Annotated in this window: 17 protein-coding genes; all 17 read right to left on the bottom strand. The window is 39.3% G+C overall.

Annotated features, from left to right (window positions below):
- Nucleotides 1–467: 467 nt before the first annotated feature.
- The 17 genes from L1077_RS21180 to atpH all read right to left on the bottom strand — a co-directional run bounded on the left by L1077_RS21180 (nt 468) and on the right by atpH (nt 20,489).
- The gene (locus L1077_RS21180) at nt 468–2,681 is read right to left on the bottom strand and encodes a peptidase domain-containing ABC transporter (RefSeq protein WP_237138926.1); all 2,214 of its coding nucleotides are present in this window, start codon (nt 2,679–2,681) and stop codon (nt 468–470) included.
- On the bottom strand, nt 2,681–3,925 hold the full coding sequence (locus tag L1077_RS21185; RefSeq protein ID WP_237138880.1) for an HlyD family secretion protein: 1,245 nt from the start codon (nt 3,923–3,925) through the stop codon (nt 2,681–2,683). Before L1077_RS21185 ends, L1077_RS21180 begins: the two co-directional genes overlap by 1 nt.
- A 2-nt stretch (nt 3,926–3,927) precedes the next feature.
- Nucleotides 3,928–4,269, bottom strand: a complete 342-nt coding sequence (locus tag L1077_RS21190; RefSeq protein ID WP_237138881.1) for a hypothetical protein — start codon at nt 4,267–4,269, stop codon at nt 3,928–3,930.
- Between the two features lie 524 nt (nt 4,270–4,793).
- Nucleotides 4,794–5,351, bottom strand: coding sequence for a hypothetical protein (locus L1077_RS21195; protein ID WP_237138882.1), 558 nt, complete (start codon nt 5,349–5,351; stop codon nt 4,794–4,796).
- Nucleotides 5,352–5,497: 146 nt separating this feature from the next.
- Complete coding sequence (locus tag L1077_RS21200; RefSeq protein ID WP_237138883.1) at nt 5,498–5,638, bottom strand: hypothetical protein; 141 nt, start codon at nt 5,636–5,638, stop codon at nt 5,498–5,500.
- A gap of 405 nt (nt 5,639–6,043) precedes the next feature.
- Entirely contained in the window at nt 6,044–8,179 is a 2,136-nt protein-coding gene (locus tag L1077_RS21205) for a winged helix-turn-helix domain-containing protein (protein WP_237138884.1), read from the bottom strand.
- 367 nt (nt 8,180–8,546) lie between these two features.
- Nucleotides 8,547–9,278, bottom strand: coding sequence for a helix-turn-helix transcriptional regulator (locus tag L1077_RS21210; protein WP_237138885.1), 732 nt, complete (start codon nt 9,276–9,278; stop codon nt 8,547–8,549).
- A 293-nt stretch (nt 9,279–9,571) separates the two neighbouring features.
- A complete protein-coding gene (locus L1077_RS21215) occupies nt 9,572–10,111 on the bottom strand; it encodes a hypothetical protein (protein ID WP_237138886.1) in 540 nt (179 codons plus the stop codon).
- Between the two features lie 209 nt (nt 10,112–10,320).
- The gene (locus L1077_RS21220; protein ID WP_237138887.1) at nt 10,321–10,506 is read right to left on the bottom strand and encodes a hypothetical protein; all 186 of its coding nucleotides are present in this window, start codon (nt 10,504–10,506) and stop codon (nt 10,321–10,323) included.
- A gap of 807 nt (nt 10,507–11,313) precedes the next feature.
- On the bottom strand, nt 11,314–11,847 hold the full coding sequence (locus L1077_RS21225; RefSeq protein ID WP_237138888.1) for a hypothetical protein: 534 nt from the start codon (nt 11,845–11,847) through the stop codon (nt 11,314–11,316).
- A gap of 219 nt (nt 11,848–12,066) precedes the next feature.
- On the bottom strand, nt 12,067–12,273 hold the full coding sequence (locus L1077_RS21230) for a hypothetical protein (protein ID WP_237138889.1): 207 nt from the start codon (nt 12,271–12,273) through the stop codon (nt 12,067–12,069).
- Nucleotides 12,274–13,188: 915 nt separating this feature from the next.
- The gene (locus L1077_RS21235; RefSeq protein WP_237138890.1) at nt 13,189–15,348 is read right to left on the bottom strand and encodes a winged helix-turn-helix domain-containing protein; all 2,160 of its coding nucleotides are present in this window, start codon (nt 15,346–15,348) and stop codon (nt 13,189–13,191) included.
- A gap of 292 nt (nt 15,349–15,640) precedes the next feature.
- Nucleotides 15,641–16,057, bottom strand: coding sequence for a F0F1 ATP synthase subunit epsilon (locus L1077_RS21240; protein ID WP_237138891.1), 417 nt, complete (start codon nt 16,055–16,057; stop codon nt 15,641–15,643).
- 14 nt (nt 16,058–16,071) lie between these two features.
- Nucleotides 16,072–17,457: a F0F1 ATP synthase subunit beta gene (gene atpD / locus L1077_RS21245; RefSeq protein WP_023400934.1), complete on the bottom strand. Its 1,386-nt coding sequence runs from the start codon at nt 17,455–17,457 to the stop codon at nt 16,072–16,074.
- A gap of 32 nt (nt 17,458–17,489) precedes the next feature.
- Nucleotides 17,490–18,350: a F0F1 ATP synthase subunit gamma gene (gene atpG, locus L1077_RS21250; protein WP_039611157.1), complete on the bottom strand. Its 861-nt coding sequence runs from the start codon at nt 18,348–18,350 to the stop codon at nt 17,490–17,492.
- A 49-nt stretch (nt 18,351–18,399) separates the two neighbouring features.
- The gene (gene atpA, locus L1077_RS21255; RefSeq protein ID WP_046357198.1) at nt 18,400–19,941 is read right to left on the bottom strand and encodes a F0F1 ATP synthase subunit alpha; all 1,542 of its coding nucleotides are present in this window, start codon (nt 19,939–19,941) and stop codon (nt 18,400–18,402) included.
- Between the two features lie 14 nt (nt 19,942–19,955).
- Nucleotides 19,956–20,489 (bottom strand): F0F1 ATP synthase subunit delta, encoded by a 534-nt coding sequence (gene atpH, locus L1077_RS21260; protein WP_063360166.1) that lies wholly within the window; start codon nt 20,487–20,489, stop codon nt 19,956–19,958.
- Nucleotides 20,490–20,499 lie beyond the last annotated feature (10 nt).

Genomic DNA, 20,499 nt, shown 5'->3' on the forward strand with positions numbered 1-20,499 from the left:
CTCTCCGCCAAGAATGCTCGGAACAACCCTAGTTTTTAGGTAGTAAGAAAAGAATGATATGTAGATTACTCGCTTTCCTTATTACCATGGACTGAACCTAACTCTCCGCCAAGAATGCTCGGAACAACCCTAGTTTTTAGGTATTAAGAAAAGAATGATATATAGATTACTCGCTTTCCTTATTACCATGGACTGAACCTAACTCTCCGCCAAGAATGCTCGGAACAACCCTAGTTTTTAGATATTAAGAAAAGAATTACATTTAGATTACCTTCTTTTCTTATTACCATTAGTTCGACTTTAACTCTATACCAAAAGTGTAAGACAAACCTCTTTTTAAATACCACTCAAAACCTCAAAGTGATGAATGCATAATAACAAACAAACCCAAAAAGTCAACACAAAATAATTATAAATAAAAGTAAAAAAAACAAAAATAAAGAGGTTAAACCCCCTTTATTTAAAAATCACTCCATTAAAAACCCACCATTAAACCCAGTATAATTAAAAGGCTCATTATCTATAATAAGAAATGGAGATTTTAAATCATTATAAAACCTATTTTTTAAATCAGGTTTTTCAACTTCATGTATTTTTCCATACCTTAATTCAATGACCCTATCCGCACTCGCAATTGTCTCCGGCCTGTGCGCAATAATTACCCGTGTAATATCTAAGTTTTTAACAGCATCATTGACTGAACTTTCTAACCGCGTATCTAGATTACTTGTCGCCTCGTCCATAAAAAGAATCTTCGGCTTTCGATACAGGGCCCTGGCTAACAATAAGCGCTGAATTTGTCCCCCCGAAAGAGCTGCGCCCATATCCCCTACCAAGGTGTTATAGCCCATGGTCATTGTGTGAATATCTTTATCCATTGCCGCCACTTCCGCCGCCCATTTCACTCTTTCCATATCCAAATCTGGATCAAAAAATGAAATATTGTCCGCAATGGAACCTGATAACAGCTGATCATCTTGCATCACGGCAGCTATTTGAGAACGGTATGCAGATAATCCAATTTGCCTAATATCTACCCCATCTACGAGTACCTTACCCTCATCAGCATCAAACAATCCCAGCATAATTTTAGCTAATGTGGTTTTACCACACCCTGATGGGCCAACGACAGCAACCGATTCACCCGCTTGTATAGCCAAATCAAGGTTTTTAAAAACAGGTGCTTCTTTCTTATTATAGCGGTAGGTTATTCCCTGAAGTTCGATACCTCCAGTGAGTGTTTTACAACCCATTTTACCCTGCATATCTCCTTCTTTATCCGTTAAAGAGATATCGGCTAAGCGATTAAAATGCAAACTCAGCATCTTAAATTCAATAAGCTTCTCAATTAAAGACGCCATCTTGTCTACAAACTGACGCTTATAAGCCATAAACGCAAAAAGCATACCGACTGTTAAGTTGCCTTCCATCACTAATAACGCAGCAAAATAAACAACTAAAACATTTTCAATGCCAAATATGATCTTATTGATCGCCTCATACCCAATCGTCAGGTGCCCTACTTTAATCCCCGCATTTAAGCTATCCGCATATTTGTTATGCCAGACACTTTGACGCTGCACTTCTCTTCCAAACAGCTTAATCGTTTGTATGCCTCGCACTGTTTCCATAAAGTTAGATTGCTCTTTTGCTTGTGTGACAATCACTTCTTCGGACATCTGCCTTAACGGCCTATACATCGCAATACGTACAATTGCGTAAACAACAGTTGCAGCCAAGACAATAAAGCTTAGCTTCGGGCTGTACAAAAAGATCATCACCATAGTTGCAATGGCCATCACACCATCAATTAAGGCTTCAATAACACCTTTTGTCAGTAAGTCTTTTACCTGTTGAAGAGAGCCAAACCTTGATACAACATCACCAATATGGCGCTTTTCAAAATATTGTAATGGCAAACGCACTAGGTGATGAAAGAGGTTGGCACCTAGCTGGATGCTCATTAAGTTACCAAAGTGCAGCAGTAAAACACTTCTCACGGCGCCTGTTACCATTTCAATAAACATGAGCAGCCCGAAGCCCAACGCTAAGATCGCTAACAGGTTTTGATCAAAGCTCAATATCACTTCATCAACCACAAGCTGCATATAATAGGGGCTCGCGATCGCAAATGCCTGAAGTAAAAGAGATAAAATAAATACTTTACCCAAAGTAGATTTTAACCCGGTCACCTTACTCCAGAAATCAGAGAGTTTTAAATCAACTCGGGTATCTTCTGATTTAAATTCTTCGGTTGGACTGAGCTCTAAAGCAACCCCTGTAAAGTGTTTTGAAAACTCTTCCATTGTGAATTTTCGATGGCCAAGGCCAGGATCATGTATCTCAACACTCTGTTTGCTCACTTTTTTTAGCACAACAAAATGATTCATGTCCCAATGAAGAATACACGGGGTTTTAAGCTTCGGTAAATGCTCTAAGTCGAGCCTTAGCGCACGAGAATTCAAGTGTAACTTATCAGCAATTTGCATCAACTCTTCAAGGTTTGCGCCTTTTAAAGAAATTTCATGCGTTTGACGTAACGTGGTCAAGTCAGTCTTATACCCATGATATGCCGCGACCATAGCGAGGCTAGCTAACCCACATTCGGCCGCTTCTGTTTGTAAGATGACCGGAAGTCGTTTTGTGCCACTAAATTTCAATAGATGCATCGGGTTTTCCATCATAATGCTCCTTTGATGGTATATAGAGGTTCAAATAGCCACTCAAATAATGTTCTGCTATCCACCATAATATCGGCCTCAAGCAGCATGCCCGCTTGAAGCGCAACAGATGCCCCATAAGCTCTGGCATTTTGCGCTTTGAGCGTCACAATCACCTGATATACAGGCTCTCTAAGCGCGACAGGCAGGTTTGCTTCGCTTGGCAATAAAATAGATTTAGAAACGCTGGTGATCTCTCCCTCATATATGCCAAAGCGTTCATAAGGAAATGCTTGATAGCGGATACGAGTATGCTGAGCTGTTTTAACAAAACCAAATGCTCGAGACGGTACTAAAAGTACGGCTTCAAGCACTGCATCCTCTGGTAAGATAGTCATTAACGGGACTGAGCTATGTGCAATCATTCCAGGCTTTACCATTAAGCCCGTTACTTTTCCGCTACGATGACTGCGTACGTCATAACTTTGCTGTGCACTCGCTTGGGTAATTTGTTGATTAATACTAGCAAGCTGACTTCTCAACTGCGCTTGGGACTCTTTTAAAGTAATTGGCAATTGTAATCGTTCTAAGCGCAATTGACTTATTGACTCCTGCTGACTTAAAACACGCCCTTCTAAATCTTCTGCTTGCTGCTGGATTGCTAACATTGCATCTCGCACAGCTTCTAAATCCGCTTGCGATGCAAATCCTTTATCAATCAGAGCTTGTGTATCTTGAAAGCGCTTAATGCTTAACCCAACCCGCTCGTTTAATAATGCCAGCTGCTTGTTGGCCTGACCCAGTTGAAACTCAGTATTATTTATCTGTGAATCTAGCTTTTCTTGATTCACACTGACAAGTTCAATTTGGTTTTCTATATTCTGTTTTACTAGTTCTTTTTGCTTTACTAATTCAGATAGGATCACTTCATTCATATCGCTACCTGAGGTTAAAATTCTTTCCATTCTAACACGAGCCAAAAGTTGACCTTTTTCTACCAACTGACCTTCATTCACATAAACTTCATCAATGACGCCTTGTCCCAATGGATATACTTTACTCAACCCTTCGGTAGGTCTGAGATAACCAGCCACAATTTCCTTTCGGTGGTATTCGCCAATTACCAAGTATGTAATACCAATCACGACAATGGTGAGGATAAGCGCTAAAATCCAATTGAAAGACATATGTGTTGCAATAGACACTTCACCATCTAACTTTTGACCTTGGTGTTCAATCGCCTCCTTTCTAAATAGCTCAGACATAACTACTCCTCAGTTTCAGGCACTATCGATGTTGAGAATATTTTCCATACACCAGCCTCTTTCGCTAAAGAATGAACATTACTTGAATGGCGATTTACTTGCTGACCATTCACTTCACCTGCAAATTGCATTTGGTCATACACAACCAACAAGTTTTCTTGCTTCGCAATTAACTCAATATGTGTGAGTGTTATTTCAAATTCACATTGTGTACGCATCATCTCCCATTGAGATTTTGCTGCATCCATCATCGGAGATGCTGTGTGGTAATATTGTGCTAATTCATCCAAATTGCCTGAGCTAATAATCGAGTAATAACGTGTGAAGTAGTCTTGTAAAGTCATTCGTATCTCTCCATTTCTAAACTTTTACACTCATACTAAATTTGCTTAAAGAGTGCTAATTAGCTACATAGTGCGTAACTGAAAATATAAAATCAAAAAACTCAAAAAACTCAAATAACCAATAAAATCAGATAAATAGCAGTTAATATTATTGTTAAATAAGTCGATAATCCGAGTTATATTGGAAACCATGCTTTTTGAAGATATGAGTGAATAGGTGGGTCATTCCAAGACAGTAAACGAACAGCTCGGATACTTAACTAAACGTGCCAAAACGGAGACTAGACAAATGATGTATTCCACACAGACATAGCTATAAATCGCACCATAGAGTTATGATTTAACAATTTGAGCACCGTCTTCATACACCTTTATAATCGTGTAAAAAACATTATATTGCGCTAAAAAGAAGACGCGGTATTTTAGGCGTCTGTATTTTAAGAAGTTTAAATGAGAGTTATATCTAGATTGGTTAAATATTGATTGAATTTATTGGAGCGAGGCGGTATTATCTTGTCTCCTTATTACATCTGCAAATCTCGCACATGTAAGCCCAAAGCACCGCCATGCTTTGGGCAATTTTTTGCTTCTTCATAAATGCTGACTTTGTTTTCGTAAGACAGCGACTCTTTCGTTCTTTTCATTGAAATGAGCACTTTTGATTTGAGAATATGTTCTATAACGATCTGGTACTCTTGCCCTTCAATGCAGAGCCAATAGGACTCACTCGGTCTCAGCTGCCCAAGCTCAGAAGCATCACTCGGGTTAAATATACCTTGAATACTTTCAGACTGAACAATCGCTAGCAGATTACCAGCTTCAATTTTCGCGTCACTGTGCACCTCAACTAGCCATCCTTCTCCTATCGATTTCAGAGAGGTAAACTCTGCAGTATCGCGCTTTTGGTATTGTAAAATAACCTCTCCCTTAGAAAGGCGACTGCCCTGCTCTAAAACCGGCTTTTTCATAGAACCAGAGTGCAATGCATAATGGTATTCTCTTGAAGGTGATTGAAAATCTACAGTTCCTTGCAACAGAAACAAAAAGTATGATGCGCTGATCGATGCGCCGAGGGTAGACATATCTTGTTCCTTGATAATTTTTGTATATTATCGAGTCTAATCCTTGAAATGATTTATGCAGCCGTTACACAAATTAACGACTGCACCGTAGTATGGCTGTGCCTATGACCTTGACACAGGCATGTATAATTTATGTTTGCCTGTAATCACCAAACGCACGAACCGTTAAACTCTGTAATGATGGTGATTGAATGTGCTTCAAGGTTACCTGCAACAACTGCCTTTAATACTTCTTTTTGCTTGATCTCTGAAGATAGTTTTTTTAGAGCTTTCTTTTTTAATTTCATTTTATTGTCCTATTGTGAAGTTAATCTCGAATTATTAATTAAAGCAGACACTGCTTTGTCAATAACCCTGTGTCGATACACACACAATAGCGCTAAGTGATATTAATTTGAAAGAAAAACTTATTATTTCTAAAAATACCTTTTACACATAACTATATGTTATATATGATTTTATTTTTTATTATGAAACAAAAACAAATTAATTCGTTTTTTTTGGTTGTTTTTTAAACCAAACTAGAACGCAACTAATATAGTAATGCATTAATTTAAGAAACTTTTGTATTTGAGACACGAATAGAGCATCGTTTTCTATTGATAATTCAGATAACACCGAGTAGAAAAATGAATCTGTTTAATTGAATTGAGCAAAGAGCTTCGTTTAAGCTCTTTGCTCTTTGCTTTTTACTACAAACTCTTCTTTTGTTGTGCTTCATTAATATCAAGCATGACCAACTGATTCTTTTTGCGCTTCAAAGTGCCTAATACAAGCTGGTTATGCTGAGACGAATAAGACATATGTATAACAACTATACCATCCAGTTGTTTAAAGACTTCCCATGCTCCGTCTACTAAACGATAAATAGTATTCCTGTTAGCATAATAAAAATGCTCGCCCACCATAACAATAAGGTGCTTTTGCACCCGAGTAGGAAAGTCAGTGTCCACATATTCCTCTCTTGTCTCAAGGTTGACAGACTTCAAGCGATCATCAGACGTGAGATAGACTAGGCGATTATTTTTATCCTTATTGAACCAGACATTATTTTTTATTGGTAAAAGAGACTTCCTCTTCGAACTGACTGAATAAACATAGGATTGACTATCCACTTGGCCTTCTTTCACCAATATATAACCGATATCTCCATTTTGCAGCACATTAACGTCAGTAATAACACCCTGTTCATTAATTTCATCAATAAGCTCATTTTCTGTATTAAAAATCTTAATTGAGCTACCTACTTTTAAAATTAACAGCTTATTTTTTGGTTCATATAATAAGTCTTGATTCTTTCCGCCACTAAATTTGGTATATCGATAACCACTTCCATACTTTTGGCCGTGCATTACCACAACATCGTCACCCAACACTCTTAGAAAAAAGACATCATCATCTGCTCTGACAGCTTTTATATCTATATACTTTTCATTGATAAGCGGCGCCAACGCTTTATCAGTCAGAGATACTGTATAAATGCTCTGTTCATGCGGGAAGGTCGTAGCAACTATTTTAGAGTCAGAAATAAATGAATGATCTAAGTACGTCACAGTATCTAAAGGTAATTGCGTTATACTCTCTAATGCCTGTTTTGCTAATGAATATGAATATATTTGATTAGACCTATTATCAAACCATGTAATGGAATTTGTACTTTCAACGTACTTTAGCTCCCGAAAATAGCTAGATGATTCATATAGCTTAGTTTTCCCACTACCGTCTAGGTCTGTCATATACAGTTCATTAAAACCATATTGAAGTCGCATAAAAAATATGCCGCCAATTGAAGGCTCATAAAGCAAAAAACTATCTCCATACGAATTTAAATTCGGTGAAGAAAGCTGAAATTCATTGCCATTATCTAAAGTCCTATAAGTCACTGCGGATAGCTGATCACGGCCTCTATAATTATATTTAGAGTAGATAAAGTGCCCATCATCGATACCTACGCCACGTGCAACCTTATGCGTACAATCGAACAGTTTTATACCCCCAGACTCTAGGTCGGCACTGGTACTCCAGATTTCGCAAAAGTCGTCCACACCTTCCACACGATAAAATACAGCACTGGAATCTTCATCCCAACCAATTGGGTATACTGAATGCTTATCTAAACCCAGTTTTCTCTCTAACCCTGAATTAAGATCTTTTACTATCAATAGTTTATTTTTTGAAGTAGCAGGAATAAAAGAAAAAGCTACCAACTTTTCATCTGGAGAAGCAAATACATTACTGTACTCACCATTCATCCAAGATAAAATTTGCTCTTCATAATCAGTATCTAAAAACTGGACTGATTCAATATGATTATCTAGTTGCTCATTCGTTTTATAAAAATACAAAAAGAGCAACCCAAGCACAGCCGTAAATCCACCGAATAATGCGATTCGTATAAGAGGGCTTATCAAGCTTATTGGTGAATTTTGTTCTGATTTTTGATTGGATGGTGTGACAGTGTTTATGACTTCTGTTTGCTTATCGAAATAAAGTACCTCTGCAGACAAGAAAAAACTATACCCTTTCCGATAATGCGTTTTTACAACTAAACCTCTTTGCTTATTTGACTTCAAAACTTTTCTCAGCTCTGACATCGCTCTATTGATAGCATTGTCATCTACATAGTTTTGACACCATACATCTTCAACAAGATTTTGCCGCGTGATAATTTGTTCATTATTAATAATGAGATAACAGAGAATTTTAAAAAGAAGAGGTTCAAGCTCACGCTCGACTTCACCATCACTAATTTTTTGTAATTTAGGATCTAATGTCCACGCGCCAAACCGTACTTCTTTTACCGTTCTTGAAAAGCTGACTTCTTTCATTTCATTTGTGTCACATTGCCGTTACACATATTTTATCCAATAAAGAAATCAAAACAACTAATTAAGTTATTTTTAAATTTTATTATTCAAAATATAATAAATTGAATATTAAAGCTGTTCAATAGTATAAAAAAGACTCTCAATTTTTTCATTATAGGCTTAAATGTTTAGTAAATTTCCAAAAAACATACTAATTAAGATAAAAGGTAGATAAAAAACCGATAATTTGACTATGAAATAAGAAATGATTTTACACGTATGATATGGCCTAAATTTGAAGCTCCCATTTCACAAATAAACTTGACGCAACGTGTAAGCCTAGGCTCTTAACTCACACCATTATAAGGTGAAACACACTCAGACACGGCTAAATCAAATTATTAATTATACACCTGGCAATCGCTTGTTGACGATTTGCACTCTGTGTTTTCTCGATACAATTAGTCAGGTGAAAATTAACTGTGCGCTCGCTGATCCCTAAAATTTGGCTTATCTCCCAAGATGTCTTTCCTTCTGAAACCCAAAACATACAATCTCGCTCTCTTTTCGTAATGCTAAGTTTTTCTCTTCGGCACCTTAACGCGGCATTTAACAAATATGGCGATAGTATCGTCCAATACCAATCTATAACTTCAGCACAGCTCTTCACAAATTGATTCCTCGGCATGCTAAATACTAAAGCGCCCACAATGCCTTTTATCCCCCTTAGCGGCAATACGAACAGGTGCGCACCTAACTTATTTGTGTCTGTTAACTTGGCTAAAGAGCAAATTCGGATACCTGACTGCGCATGTGAAGTCACCTTTTCATTTTCAAGATGCATAATAATCTCATCTTCATATTGCCCATAAACCTTCAGTTGATTCGTTTTTTTTGGTAACGGGCAATAATCGATAAATGCGAGGTAGTCATAGCCGACATCATTCGCAATCGTTTTTAAAGCATCCTGTAGCTGCTCTGATTGGCTGATTGACTCAAATAAATCAATTGCCGCTCTGATCGACTGAACATCACTAAATGGGTTATAGCTATCTTGTTCGGTTGGCTTCATTTTTCCCTCATACTCAATATGTTGGATACCCTCAACTATTATGAACATTAATTTATCTTCAAAAGCCATTAGCGTCAAAACACAAAAATAAAAAAACAAAACATAAAAAACAATAGCTTAAACTAAAAAGTTCGCTTTGAGATTAACTTTGTATTGTTTAATAATGGGCAATTAAAGTCCAAAATAAGGATTATTCCCAATAAATACTTTTATATGATTACAAGCAGATTTCGGGGAATTTCTAAACGTTCAACTAAACTATATTGTTTAATCAACTTCACAAAAAGATGAATAGTATTGATGTGAATTGATGTACTATAAAAATGTCTCTGAACTATCGCTCATCGACAATCAATTAGGTTGGCATATAGTTGAACTTGCCCAGTAGACAATTCAACCAGCTGACTGTATCTAATTTGTGCTAAATCAACAGATACCAGTAGGCTATTTTGTAAAACCCCATCGACATTAAATTTCACAGACTGTTTGTCTGCACATAGCCACACGCTCTGGGAGATATTAATATCACTTAGATCATAGGGCTTGTCGAAGTAATAATTGCCAAATGCGTGGTCAGAAGAAACTTTAGCCACTAACTCACCAGTTTCCAGCATAGTTTGAGTATCTTTAATAAACTCAATATATCCCTTCATGTTAGAGGTATATACCTTGCTTGAACCACTATCAGTCGTCGGCTTAAACTTTACCAGCTCTTCTCCTTTTTCAACAAGTTGGCCTACCTCTAACTTGCCAGCTCGAGTGGCAACCCCAGTTTCGCGGGTAAAATAATACTCAACTGCTGGTGCCTGTAAATATAATTGCCCAACCATAGGTGCATCAGAAGTCGGCAAGATCAGAGAAAAAGCCAATAAACTTTTCATATCAGTCCTTAATAAATATCCTGCTTTTGATGAAATTTTAACTTGGCATCTATCAAGCATATGAATAAGCAACTCTTTCAAAGCTCCCTATGCATATGCTAGCTGAATGCACTGTGCGTCATGCTGTGTATTACGATTTATTAAAGCCACACGCAACTTTTTGAATTTCTCGCAGCTTCTTTTTAATTGTCCATAAAACTGAGTTAGTTTTAAATTTGCGTTACGGTATCGGTGTTAAGGCCATTTACCCGTGTAACGGTATCAGTATTAAGCCTATTATTTTGCGTCACCGTATCAGTGTTAAGCCCACCACCGATTAACTTTGTTTGCTTGGCGCCAAGCTTTGCGTTTTGAGATAGAGTTTTAAGTGTTTTTGTTTTTAGAGAAAGTATCATGCTTAAATTCCGTAGTAATTTTTATATTATTTTTTGCACATCTTCGTGTGCTTCAGTGATTTCTACACTAGCGCGCTGACAGTAAAATTAGTACATATCAAATCTTATAAAACCTCTCATAACATTAGATAAGACTTTGATTTATAAATAAAATAAAAACATAACTTGATAAGTAAGTGACGAAAAATAAAAATGATTAAAAATAGAGGCTTATTAAAAATAATCGCAATAAACCAAGGGGCATATGAGGTTTACAGCTCAACAAAAGCCATAATTTCCTCTAAAAAGGCAGGTACTTTTCTAGGTTAAGCTTTCTCAAATGTGATGAGATTGATCATATTCAAAATAAAAATTTAGTCACCAGCATAGGAAAGTGTATGTACATAAAAGTAAACCACCACATTACTTAGAGGGATTGGAGTGAAGTGGCGTTGACTCATGTTCAACATGGGTTTGAATGGAAGAACTTCACACAATTTATTTATGGTATGTATGAAGCAAAAACGCAAGCCATAAACAGAAAGTAAAACGAGCACGAGATTATGAAAAGCAGCCACCTGCGATTCAAGGTTCAGCACTCTTTAATATAGATTTTTAACCTTATCTGACACATTATTTTATATTGTCATGTGTTAGCAGAGGGTTTTGATAAATAAGAGGTTAGGCATACATTAAATGTACAGGAATAAAACAAGAATGCTAAATCGCTAACTTAAATAGCCCTACGAAGCAATGGATATAGGTGATGAGCAGATGTACTGCGAAAGGAGAGATTAACTTAATACAGATATACTATCTAACTAGCAATCACCCACAATCGCTTTGGTTGGGATGCAACAGAACTTGTCCATTGGATAATTCAGCCAATTCATTGTATCTCATTTGGTCTAATTCAACAGATACCAGTAAACTGTTTTGCAATATCCCATCGACATTAAATTTAACTGGCTTTTTGTCTGTACATAACCAAACGCTCTGGGAGATGTTGCTTAAATCATAATGCTTGTCGAAGTAGTAATTACCAAATACATGATCCGAAGAAACTTTAGCCACCAACTCGCCTGAGCCCAGTATAGACTGAGTATCCTTAATAAACTCAATATATCCCTTTATATTCGAGCTATACACTTTACTTGAGCTAATATTAGCATCCGGTTTGAATCTAACCAGCTCTTCTCCTTTTTCTACAAGTTTACCAACCTCTAGCTTTTCTGCTCGTGTGGCAACCCCACTCTCACGCGTAAAAAAGTACTCTACTGCTGGTGCCTGTAAATATAATTGTCCGACCATAGGTGCATCATAAGTCGGCAAGATAAGAGAAAAAGCCAGTAAACTGTTCATATCAATCCTTAATAATATCCGGCATCTGATGAAATATCATATTTCAAATATTTGATTGGTATCTATAAAGCATATGAGTAAACCGCTCATTAGAAGCGGCCTATTCATATACTATTTAGATGCATGAGCGTATTGCCGATAGTGTTACGACTTTATTTTTCTTAAGGCCTTATGAGGCTTTCTGATTTATCAACAGCTTGTTTTTATTATTCGACAAAATTAGCGATTAATTTGTGTCACAGTATCAGTATTAGGTTCAGAATACTGTGTCACAGTATCAGTGTTAGGTACAGAAAATTGTGTGACCGTATCCGTGTTAGGTATAGAGTAGTTATTTCCACCACCGATTAATTTTGTCTGCTTTGCGCCAAGTTGTGCATTTTGAGAAAGCATTTTAAGTGTTTTTGTTTTTAAAGAAAGTAGCATGTTTTAGTTCCTTGATAGTTTTTATTAATTATATTCGCACATCTTCGTGTGCTTCTGTGACTACTACATTAACGCACTCACTGCCATATTGGTACATATCAAATCTTATGAAATCTCCCGTAACCTTTCACAACATATTGATTAATAAACGAATAAAAAACAAGCTTGATATATAGGTGCTGATAATAAAAAAGATTAAAAAATCGAGGGGAATTACTAAGCAGCATTATGAAAGAAGAGGCTACAAACCACAGGCAAGCCAAAATCGCGTCTAACTAGGCAGGCGCATTTTTGGGTTGAACTTATCAATTTCGTAAAAACATACATTCACAAGATAACTATTTACTCGCTTTTAATTACCGATGAAAAAGGAAATTGTTCAGATTGGATGAATGCAAACCATTAAACTACTCACATTAATTAGTAAGTAAGCATACCTTGAGGGTATGCTTCTATTGAATACTAAGGCGCTTTATACTTCGCAGTTTAAATATTACCAAAGGTGATACGACAGATTCTAAACAACAACCTCTGACTGGATACACTATTTGCAATCTCATATTTACTAGGAGTGATTTAGTCAGCCTACAACAAAGTACAGATGAGTTTATCACATCTACGGCACAAACATCGTTTAACCAGCTTTTAAACGAGCTAAAGCACTGTGCATGTGCCGCTTGAAGAAAGTTAAAGGATCATGATGTTGTGAAGATAATTCAAAAATGCGATGTGTATAGCGTGCGAAGTTAAACTGATGAGTAACATGAGCTCTATTGTATGTGTACTAACGTTCATTATTACTCTATCAACTATCAGAATATACGTGAAACGGATGCCAATATATCAATCCAAAGCTGCCCGATACATATTATCGATATAAACATCGGGCTTTCAAATATCACCTCACACTGGCATCTAGTTAAGACTATTCTCTGAATCTATGATTGACACTTTGAGTAACTGATTGTCTATAGTCTTTATAATATCGGCGATCAGCTGACCTGATTTTGAGCCTCGTATTTGCTCAATAAACAATTTAGGATCATTGACTGTGTAAACAGTCTCAATGGGTACGTCCGATGAGAAGTCTATTTTAAAAATGCGCTTGCCATTAGAGTGGTATATATTACCGTCTAAAATGGCAACCGAATGCTTATATTTTGCTGGAAGCAATTCTACATGATGGATCACTTCACCACTGTGTAAATCAAACGCCGAAATAATATCACTAGAAGATAGCGTAATGAGGGTTTCCTCATCCAAACGATCTAGCCACAACGTACTTTGCATAGGGAGTTTTTTCACATGTCCATCCACACTGGACCATACATATGCACGGCTATTCACCTTCTGATCGTCAATCACGGTATAACTGATTTCTTCATCATTTAAATACTCTACTGATACCAGTGTGCCATCGACGGACTTTGACATAGTAAGAGATAAATCTCTTAGATTATAGACTTCAATTTTACGCGCATATTGAACCAATAACTCATTCGTTGTCTGATTGTACCGCAATGCCTTGTATTTCGCTTTCGGTAAACCAAGCGGTTTAACTTCACCATCTCGGCTCATTTTATGTATTTGCTGTACGTGTCCCAAGCGAGATAAGAATATAAAGCCATCAGAAACCTCTACTGCTCTCGTGTCTTCACGTTTGCTGTTAATGAGCGGCTCAAGCGCTTTACCCTGCTTGTCTAACCTATAAATATCTAATACGAAAGGATAGCTTGTCATTAGCAAATCGCGGCTGTTGAGTATCTCATAATTCGCATAAAACTGATCGGTCAACAGTTTTTGCGCTTTCACCAAACGCATTTCGTTTAGAGAAAAACCATAAACAACATTCTCAGCATTATTGAACCAGACTAGTTGCTCCGTCTTTTCGTCATAGTTGAGCCCCCAAATGCGCGATGGTGAGTCATAAATTTTAACCTGATTTCCTCCATCCGGATCCGTCATATACAATTCATTGATATCGTACTGGCGTCGCTCAAACAAGATAATTTCTTTTTCTGGAATATAAGTCAAAAAGCGATCACCGTAGGAGTTTAAGTTCGGAGAGGTGATCTGAAACTCATCCCCTGTAACCAAATCCCGGTTTGTTAACGCAGATAATTCATCCCGATTGCGATAGCCACTTTTTGCATAGACAAGACGGCCCTGGCTCACTTCACCTCCTGTCATGCTATTTATTTTACAGTCAAATAAATACTCACTCCCTGAGTTAAAGTCTGCATTTAATTGCCACACTTGACACTTATCACCATCCACTATTCTGTAATAAATGGTATTAGAGTCTACTGACCAACCTACAGGATAATAATTTACCCCTTGTTCACCTAACCTGCGCTCATGACCACTTTTTAAGTTTTTAACAACCAAAGAATAATAATCAGTATCACGTTTAATAAAAGAATAGGCCACCATGGCATCATCAGGAGATAGATTAAGTAAGGTATAACGGCCTTGCACCCATGACAGAACGTGTTCCTGTATAGGTTGATCTTGAGTAACGATATTTGGCGTGATTGTCTCTTGCTCATCAACACCAAGCTTTATCCCTGCCGCGACAGTTAACCCTATAATACAGCACAGTGCAGCCCCTTTAAATAACCATGTAAAACGACTAGGTGCCTTTTCATTATCACTGGTGGATTCGTTATTGGAGACTGGAGGTTTGGTTGGAGAGACACTGCCTGAGTGAGTTTGAGCGGGTGTATCAGAATGGTATATGATTTCAGGTTCAAGGAAAAAACTATATCCTTTACGATAATGCGTTTTAACCACGATACCGCGTTGCTTTTCAGATTTTAAAATCTTCCGCAACTCCGACATAGCTCGGTTAATTGCATTATCATCTACATAATTTTGGCTCCATACATCATCTACCAAGTCTTGCCGCGTAATAATTTGCTCATTGTTAATAATTAAGTAGCACAACAAACGAAATAAAAGCGGCTCCAACTCACGAGTAGTGTCACCATCACAAATACATTGACGTTTTGGATCAAGCACCCATTCGCCAAATTTGACTTCCTTTACTTGCCTAGAAAATTTTACTTCATTCATGGTGAGTATTAAACGAGTAGGCTGCTAACGAATACCCATTTTACTCAAAGCCATGGTTTACTCAAGTGAATATATGAATAGATGTAACTGAAGCGAGTGGATTGCGTAAAAAAGTAAAGCATTACTGGCTTGTTTTATATTCAGAATACAGCTTCATTTTTTGAATACAAAAGTAAATACATATAAATATTATCCATAACACTTTACGCAATAATTATGTAGATAAAACCACAAGTATAAAAAAACCCACATGCTTGTCAGCATGTGGGTTTCAAACCAGATAGGTGGCTGCTTATTTACGCAGCTGGCGAAGTAGTCGTAGCTGGGCAAGCGCTTCTTCAAGCTGCATAGCGGCACGCTGATAATCCAGCTCGCTTGCAGTACCTGAAGCAAGTTGTGCTTCAGCTTCACGTTTAGCTTCTTCAGCAGCTTGCTCATCAAGTTCTTCACCACGAATAGCAACGTCCGCTAGAACTGTCACTGTCTTAGGTTGAACTTCAAGCGTACCGCCTGCAACGTAGATGTACTCTTCAGCACCATCTTCTTTAACCAAACGTACCATACCAGGCTTTAGGCCAGTCAGGAGTGGCGCGTGGCCAGGGTGAATACCAAGTTCACCTTCACTACCTGTCACTTGAATTGTAGCCACAGCACCAGAGAATAAATTCTGCTCTGCACTTACTACATCAAGGTGTACTGTCATTGCCATAACAACCTCCTAAATTACATGTTTTTAGCTTTATCAACTGCTTCGTCGATTGAGCCAACCATGTAGAATGCCTGCTCAGGCATATCATCGTAATCACCGTTTAGGATGCCCTTAAAGCCAGAGATTGTGTCTTTAAGAGATACGTATTTACCAGGTGCACCTGTGAATACCTCAGCAACGAAGAACGGCTGAGATAGGAAACGCTGGATCTTACGTGCACGAGATACAACTTGCTTATCTTCGTCAGATAGCTCGTCCATACCTAGGATCGCGATGATGTCTTTCAGCTCTTTATAACGCTGAAGTACAGTCTGAACGCCACGTGCTGTCTCATAGTGCTCGTTACCGATTACTTGAGGGTCAAGCTGACGTGAAGTTGAATCTAGTGGGTCTACCGCAGGGTAGATACCTAGAGACGCGATATCACGTGAAAGTACAACTGTTGCATCTAAGTGCGCGAACGTTGTAGCTGGTGACGGGTCAGTCAAGTCATCCGCAGGTACGTATACCGCTTGGATTGAAGTGATTGAACCAGTCTTAGTCGATGCGATACGCTCCTGTAGTACACCCATCTCTTCTGCAAGAGTTGGCTGGTAACCTACCGCTGAAGGCATACGACCTAGTAGTGCTGATACCTCAGTACCTGCAAGCGTATAACGGTAGATGTTATCTACGAAGAAAAGTACGTCACGACCTTCGTCACGGAACTTCTCAGCCATCGTTAGACCCGTTAGTGCAACACGTAGACGGTTACCCGGTGGCTCGTTCATCTGACCGTATACTAGTGATACTTTATCTAGTACGTTTGAGTCGTTCATCTCATGGTAGAAGTCATTACCCTCACGCGTACGCTCACCAACACCAGCGAATACTGAGTAACCGCTGTGCTCGATTGCGATGTTACGGATAAGTTCCATCATGTTTACGGTTTTACCAACACCGGCACCACCGAATAGACCAACTTTACCACCTTTTGCGAACGGACATACAAGGTCGATTACCTTGATACCTGTTTCTAGTAGCTCAACTGAACTTGATTGATCTTCGTATGAAGGCGCAGCACGGTGAATTGACATACGCTCTTCTTCACCAATTGGACCTGCTTCATCAATAGGCTGACCTAATACGTCCATGATACGACCTAGGGTCTTTGTACCAACTGGAACCTTGATTGGCTCGCCTGTGCCTTCTACTGAGATACCACGACGTAGACCGTCTGTAGTACCAAGTGCGATACCACGTACCACACCGCCACCTAACTGCTGTTGCACTTCTAGTGTCAAACCAGCTAGGTCGCCTTCTGTAACTTTTAGTGCGTCATATACGGCTGGCACGTTGTCTTGTGGGAACTCGATGTCCACAACGGCGCCGATAATTTGGACGACCTTACCTAAACTCATGTCTATTCCTCTCGTTAAACTTTGCCGAAGCGTTATACAGCAGCCGAACCGCCAACAATCTCACTGATTTCTTGTGTGATTGCAGCCTGACGTGCTTTGTTGTAAACAAGTTGCAGCTCATCCATTAGGTCGCCTGCGTTATCAGTTGCGGCTTTCATCGCAACCATACGGGCAGCCTGTTCAGATGCAGCATTTTCTACTACACCCTGGTACACCTGTGACTCAATGAAACGTACCAGTAGCGTCTCTAAGATCGCTTCTGGGCTCGGCTCATATAAGTAATCCCAAGCGTGGGCTGATACTTCTTCTTCAGCTTTTGGCAAAGGTAATAACTGTTCGATCGTTGGCTCTTGCTTCATTGTGTTCACGAATTTGTTGTACACAACGAACAAGCGGTCAATTTTGCCTTCAGTAAATGCATCTAACATTACTTTTACTGGACCTACTACGTCCTGTACTGAAGGAGCATCTCCAAGACCCGCTTTTTTAGCGAGTAACTCACCGCCAAAACGTTGGAAGAAACCAGCTGCCTTGCTACCTAAAGTAGCAAACTCGGCATCAACGCCTTTTTCTTTCCACGCCTTAACGTCTAATGTGATTTTCTTAAACTCATTTGAGTTCAAACCACCACACAGACCACGGTCAGTTGAGATAACAATGTAACCAACTCGCTTCACATCACGTTCCTCTAGGAACGGATGGTTGAAGTCAAGATTTGCTTGAGCAATACGACCGATCACTTTGCGTAAGTTCTCAGCGTATGGACGGCTTGATGCCACACGGTCTTGCGCCTTCTTCATTTTAGAAGCGGCAACCATTTCCATCGCGCTGGTGATCTTCTGAGTATTCTTAATACTCCCGATCTTGCTTTTTATCTCTTTTCCGCTGGCCATGACTCTCTCTCCGAATCAGTGGTGACCGAAGTCACCATGAATAACTAAATTACCAAGTTTGCGTCGACTTGAACTTCTCTAGAAGTTCTTTAAGTTGCGCTTCAATCTCAGCGTTATAGTTACCAGTTTCGTTGATTTGAGTCATTAGCTCTGCGTATGTGCTGTTAGCGAAACCAATAAGACCTTCTTCAAAATCCATAATCTTCGGGATTTCGATGTCTTGTAGGAAGCCTTTCTCAGCAGCAAATAGAGACAGAGACATTTCAGCAACAGACATAGGTGCATATTGCTTCTGCTTCATTAGCTCTGTTACACGCTCACCGTGCTCAAGCTGTGCACGCGTTGCATCGTCAAGGTCAGAAGCGAACTGAGAGAACGCCGCTAGTTCACGGTACTGAGCTAGCGCTAGACGGATACCACCACCTAGTTTCTTAACGATTTTAGTTTGCGCTGCACCACCTACACGAGATACCGAGATACCAGCGTTAACAGCTGGACGGATACCTGCGTTGAATAAGTCAGTTTCTAGGAAGATCTGACCATCGGTGATTGAGATAACGTTAGTAGGTACGAATGCAGAAACGTCACCACCTTGAGTTTCAATGATTGGCAATGCCGTCAATGAACCTGTTTTACCTTTCACTTCACCGTTAGTGAACTTCTCAACGTAATCAGCGTTTACACGTGATGCACGCTCTAGAAGACGTGAGTGAAGGTAGAATACGTCACCTGGGTATGCTTCACGGCCTGGTGGACGCTTAAGTAGTAGTGAGATCTGACGGTAAGCAACAGCTTGCTTAGAAAGATCATCATATACGATTAGTGCGTCTTCACCGCGGTCACGGAAGTATTCACCCATAGTACAACCAGCAAATGGCGCTAGGTATTGTAGCGCTGCTGATTCAGAAGCAGATGCAACAACAACGATAGTGTTTTCAAGTGCACCGTGCTCTTCTAATTTACGTACTACGTTTGCGATAGTAGATGCTTTTTGACCAACCGCTACGTACACACACTTAACGCCTGTGTCTTTTTGGTTGATGATTGCATCGATTGCAAGTGCAGTTTTACCAGTCTGACGGTCACCGATAACTAGCTCACGCTGACCACGACCAACTGGGATCATCGCATCGATAGACTTATAACCAGTTTGTACTGGCTCGTCTACTGATTGACGCTCGATTACACCTGGTGCAATTTTTTCAACTGGCTCGAAACCATCGTTGTCTAGTGCACCTTTACCATCGATTGGTGCACCTAGAGTGTTAACAACACGACCTAGTAGACCACGGCCTACTGGTACTTCAAGGATACGACCTGTAGATTGTACTTTTACGCCTTCTTTAAGGTCTGCGTAAGGACCCATTACTACTGCACCTACTGAGTCGCGCTCAAGGTTTAGTGCGATAGCATAACGGTTGCCAGGAAGCTCGATCATCTCACCTTGCATACAGTCAGCTAGACCGTGGATGCGGATGATACCGTCAGTAACAGATACGATAGTACCTTCGTTACGTGCTTCACTTACAACTTCAAACTGCTCAATACGCTGCTTGATCAGTGCAGAAATTTCTGTGGAATTAAGTTGCATGCTCTTTTTCCCAATTACGATTGTAGCGACACTGCTAAGCGGTCTAATTTACCGCGTACGCTACCGTCAATTACGGTATCGCCAGCCTTAATAACCAAACCGCTTACTACGGTTTCATCGATGCTACAATTCAGCTTAACTTTGCGTGCGAAACGTTTTTCTAACGCAGCGCCCAATTTATCTTGCTGCTCTTGAGCAAGTTCAGTTGCAGAAACCACAGTAACGTCGATCTCTTTGTCATAATCCGCTTTAAATTCAGCGAATAAATCAGCAACTGCAGGGACTGCAGATAAACGCTCATTTTCGGCCATCAGCTTGATAAGATTTTGACCTTGCTCGTCGAGTTGTTCAGCACATAGCTTGATAATGATTTCAGACTGCTCTGCTTGAGTAGCAAGGCTACCTAGTAGTGTCTGAACCTGTTCATCGCTGGTCACTTGACCGGCGAAGAACAGCATTTCATTCCAAGCTTCAACTGTGCCTTTTTCAACAGCAAGTTCAAAAGCCGCTTTAGCGTATGGGCGAGCGATAGTAGTCAATTCAGACATGCTCATACCC

This window comes from Pseudoalteromonas luteoviolacea (genome assembly GCF_021654285.1).
In the GTDB taxonomy this organism is placed as follows: domain Bacteria; phylum Pseudomonadota; class Gammaproteobacteria; order Enterobacterales; family Alteromonadaceae; genus Pseudoalteromonas; species Pseudoalteromonas luteoviolacea_J.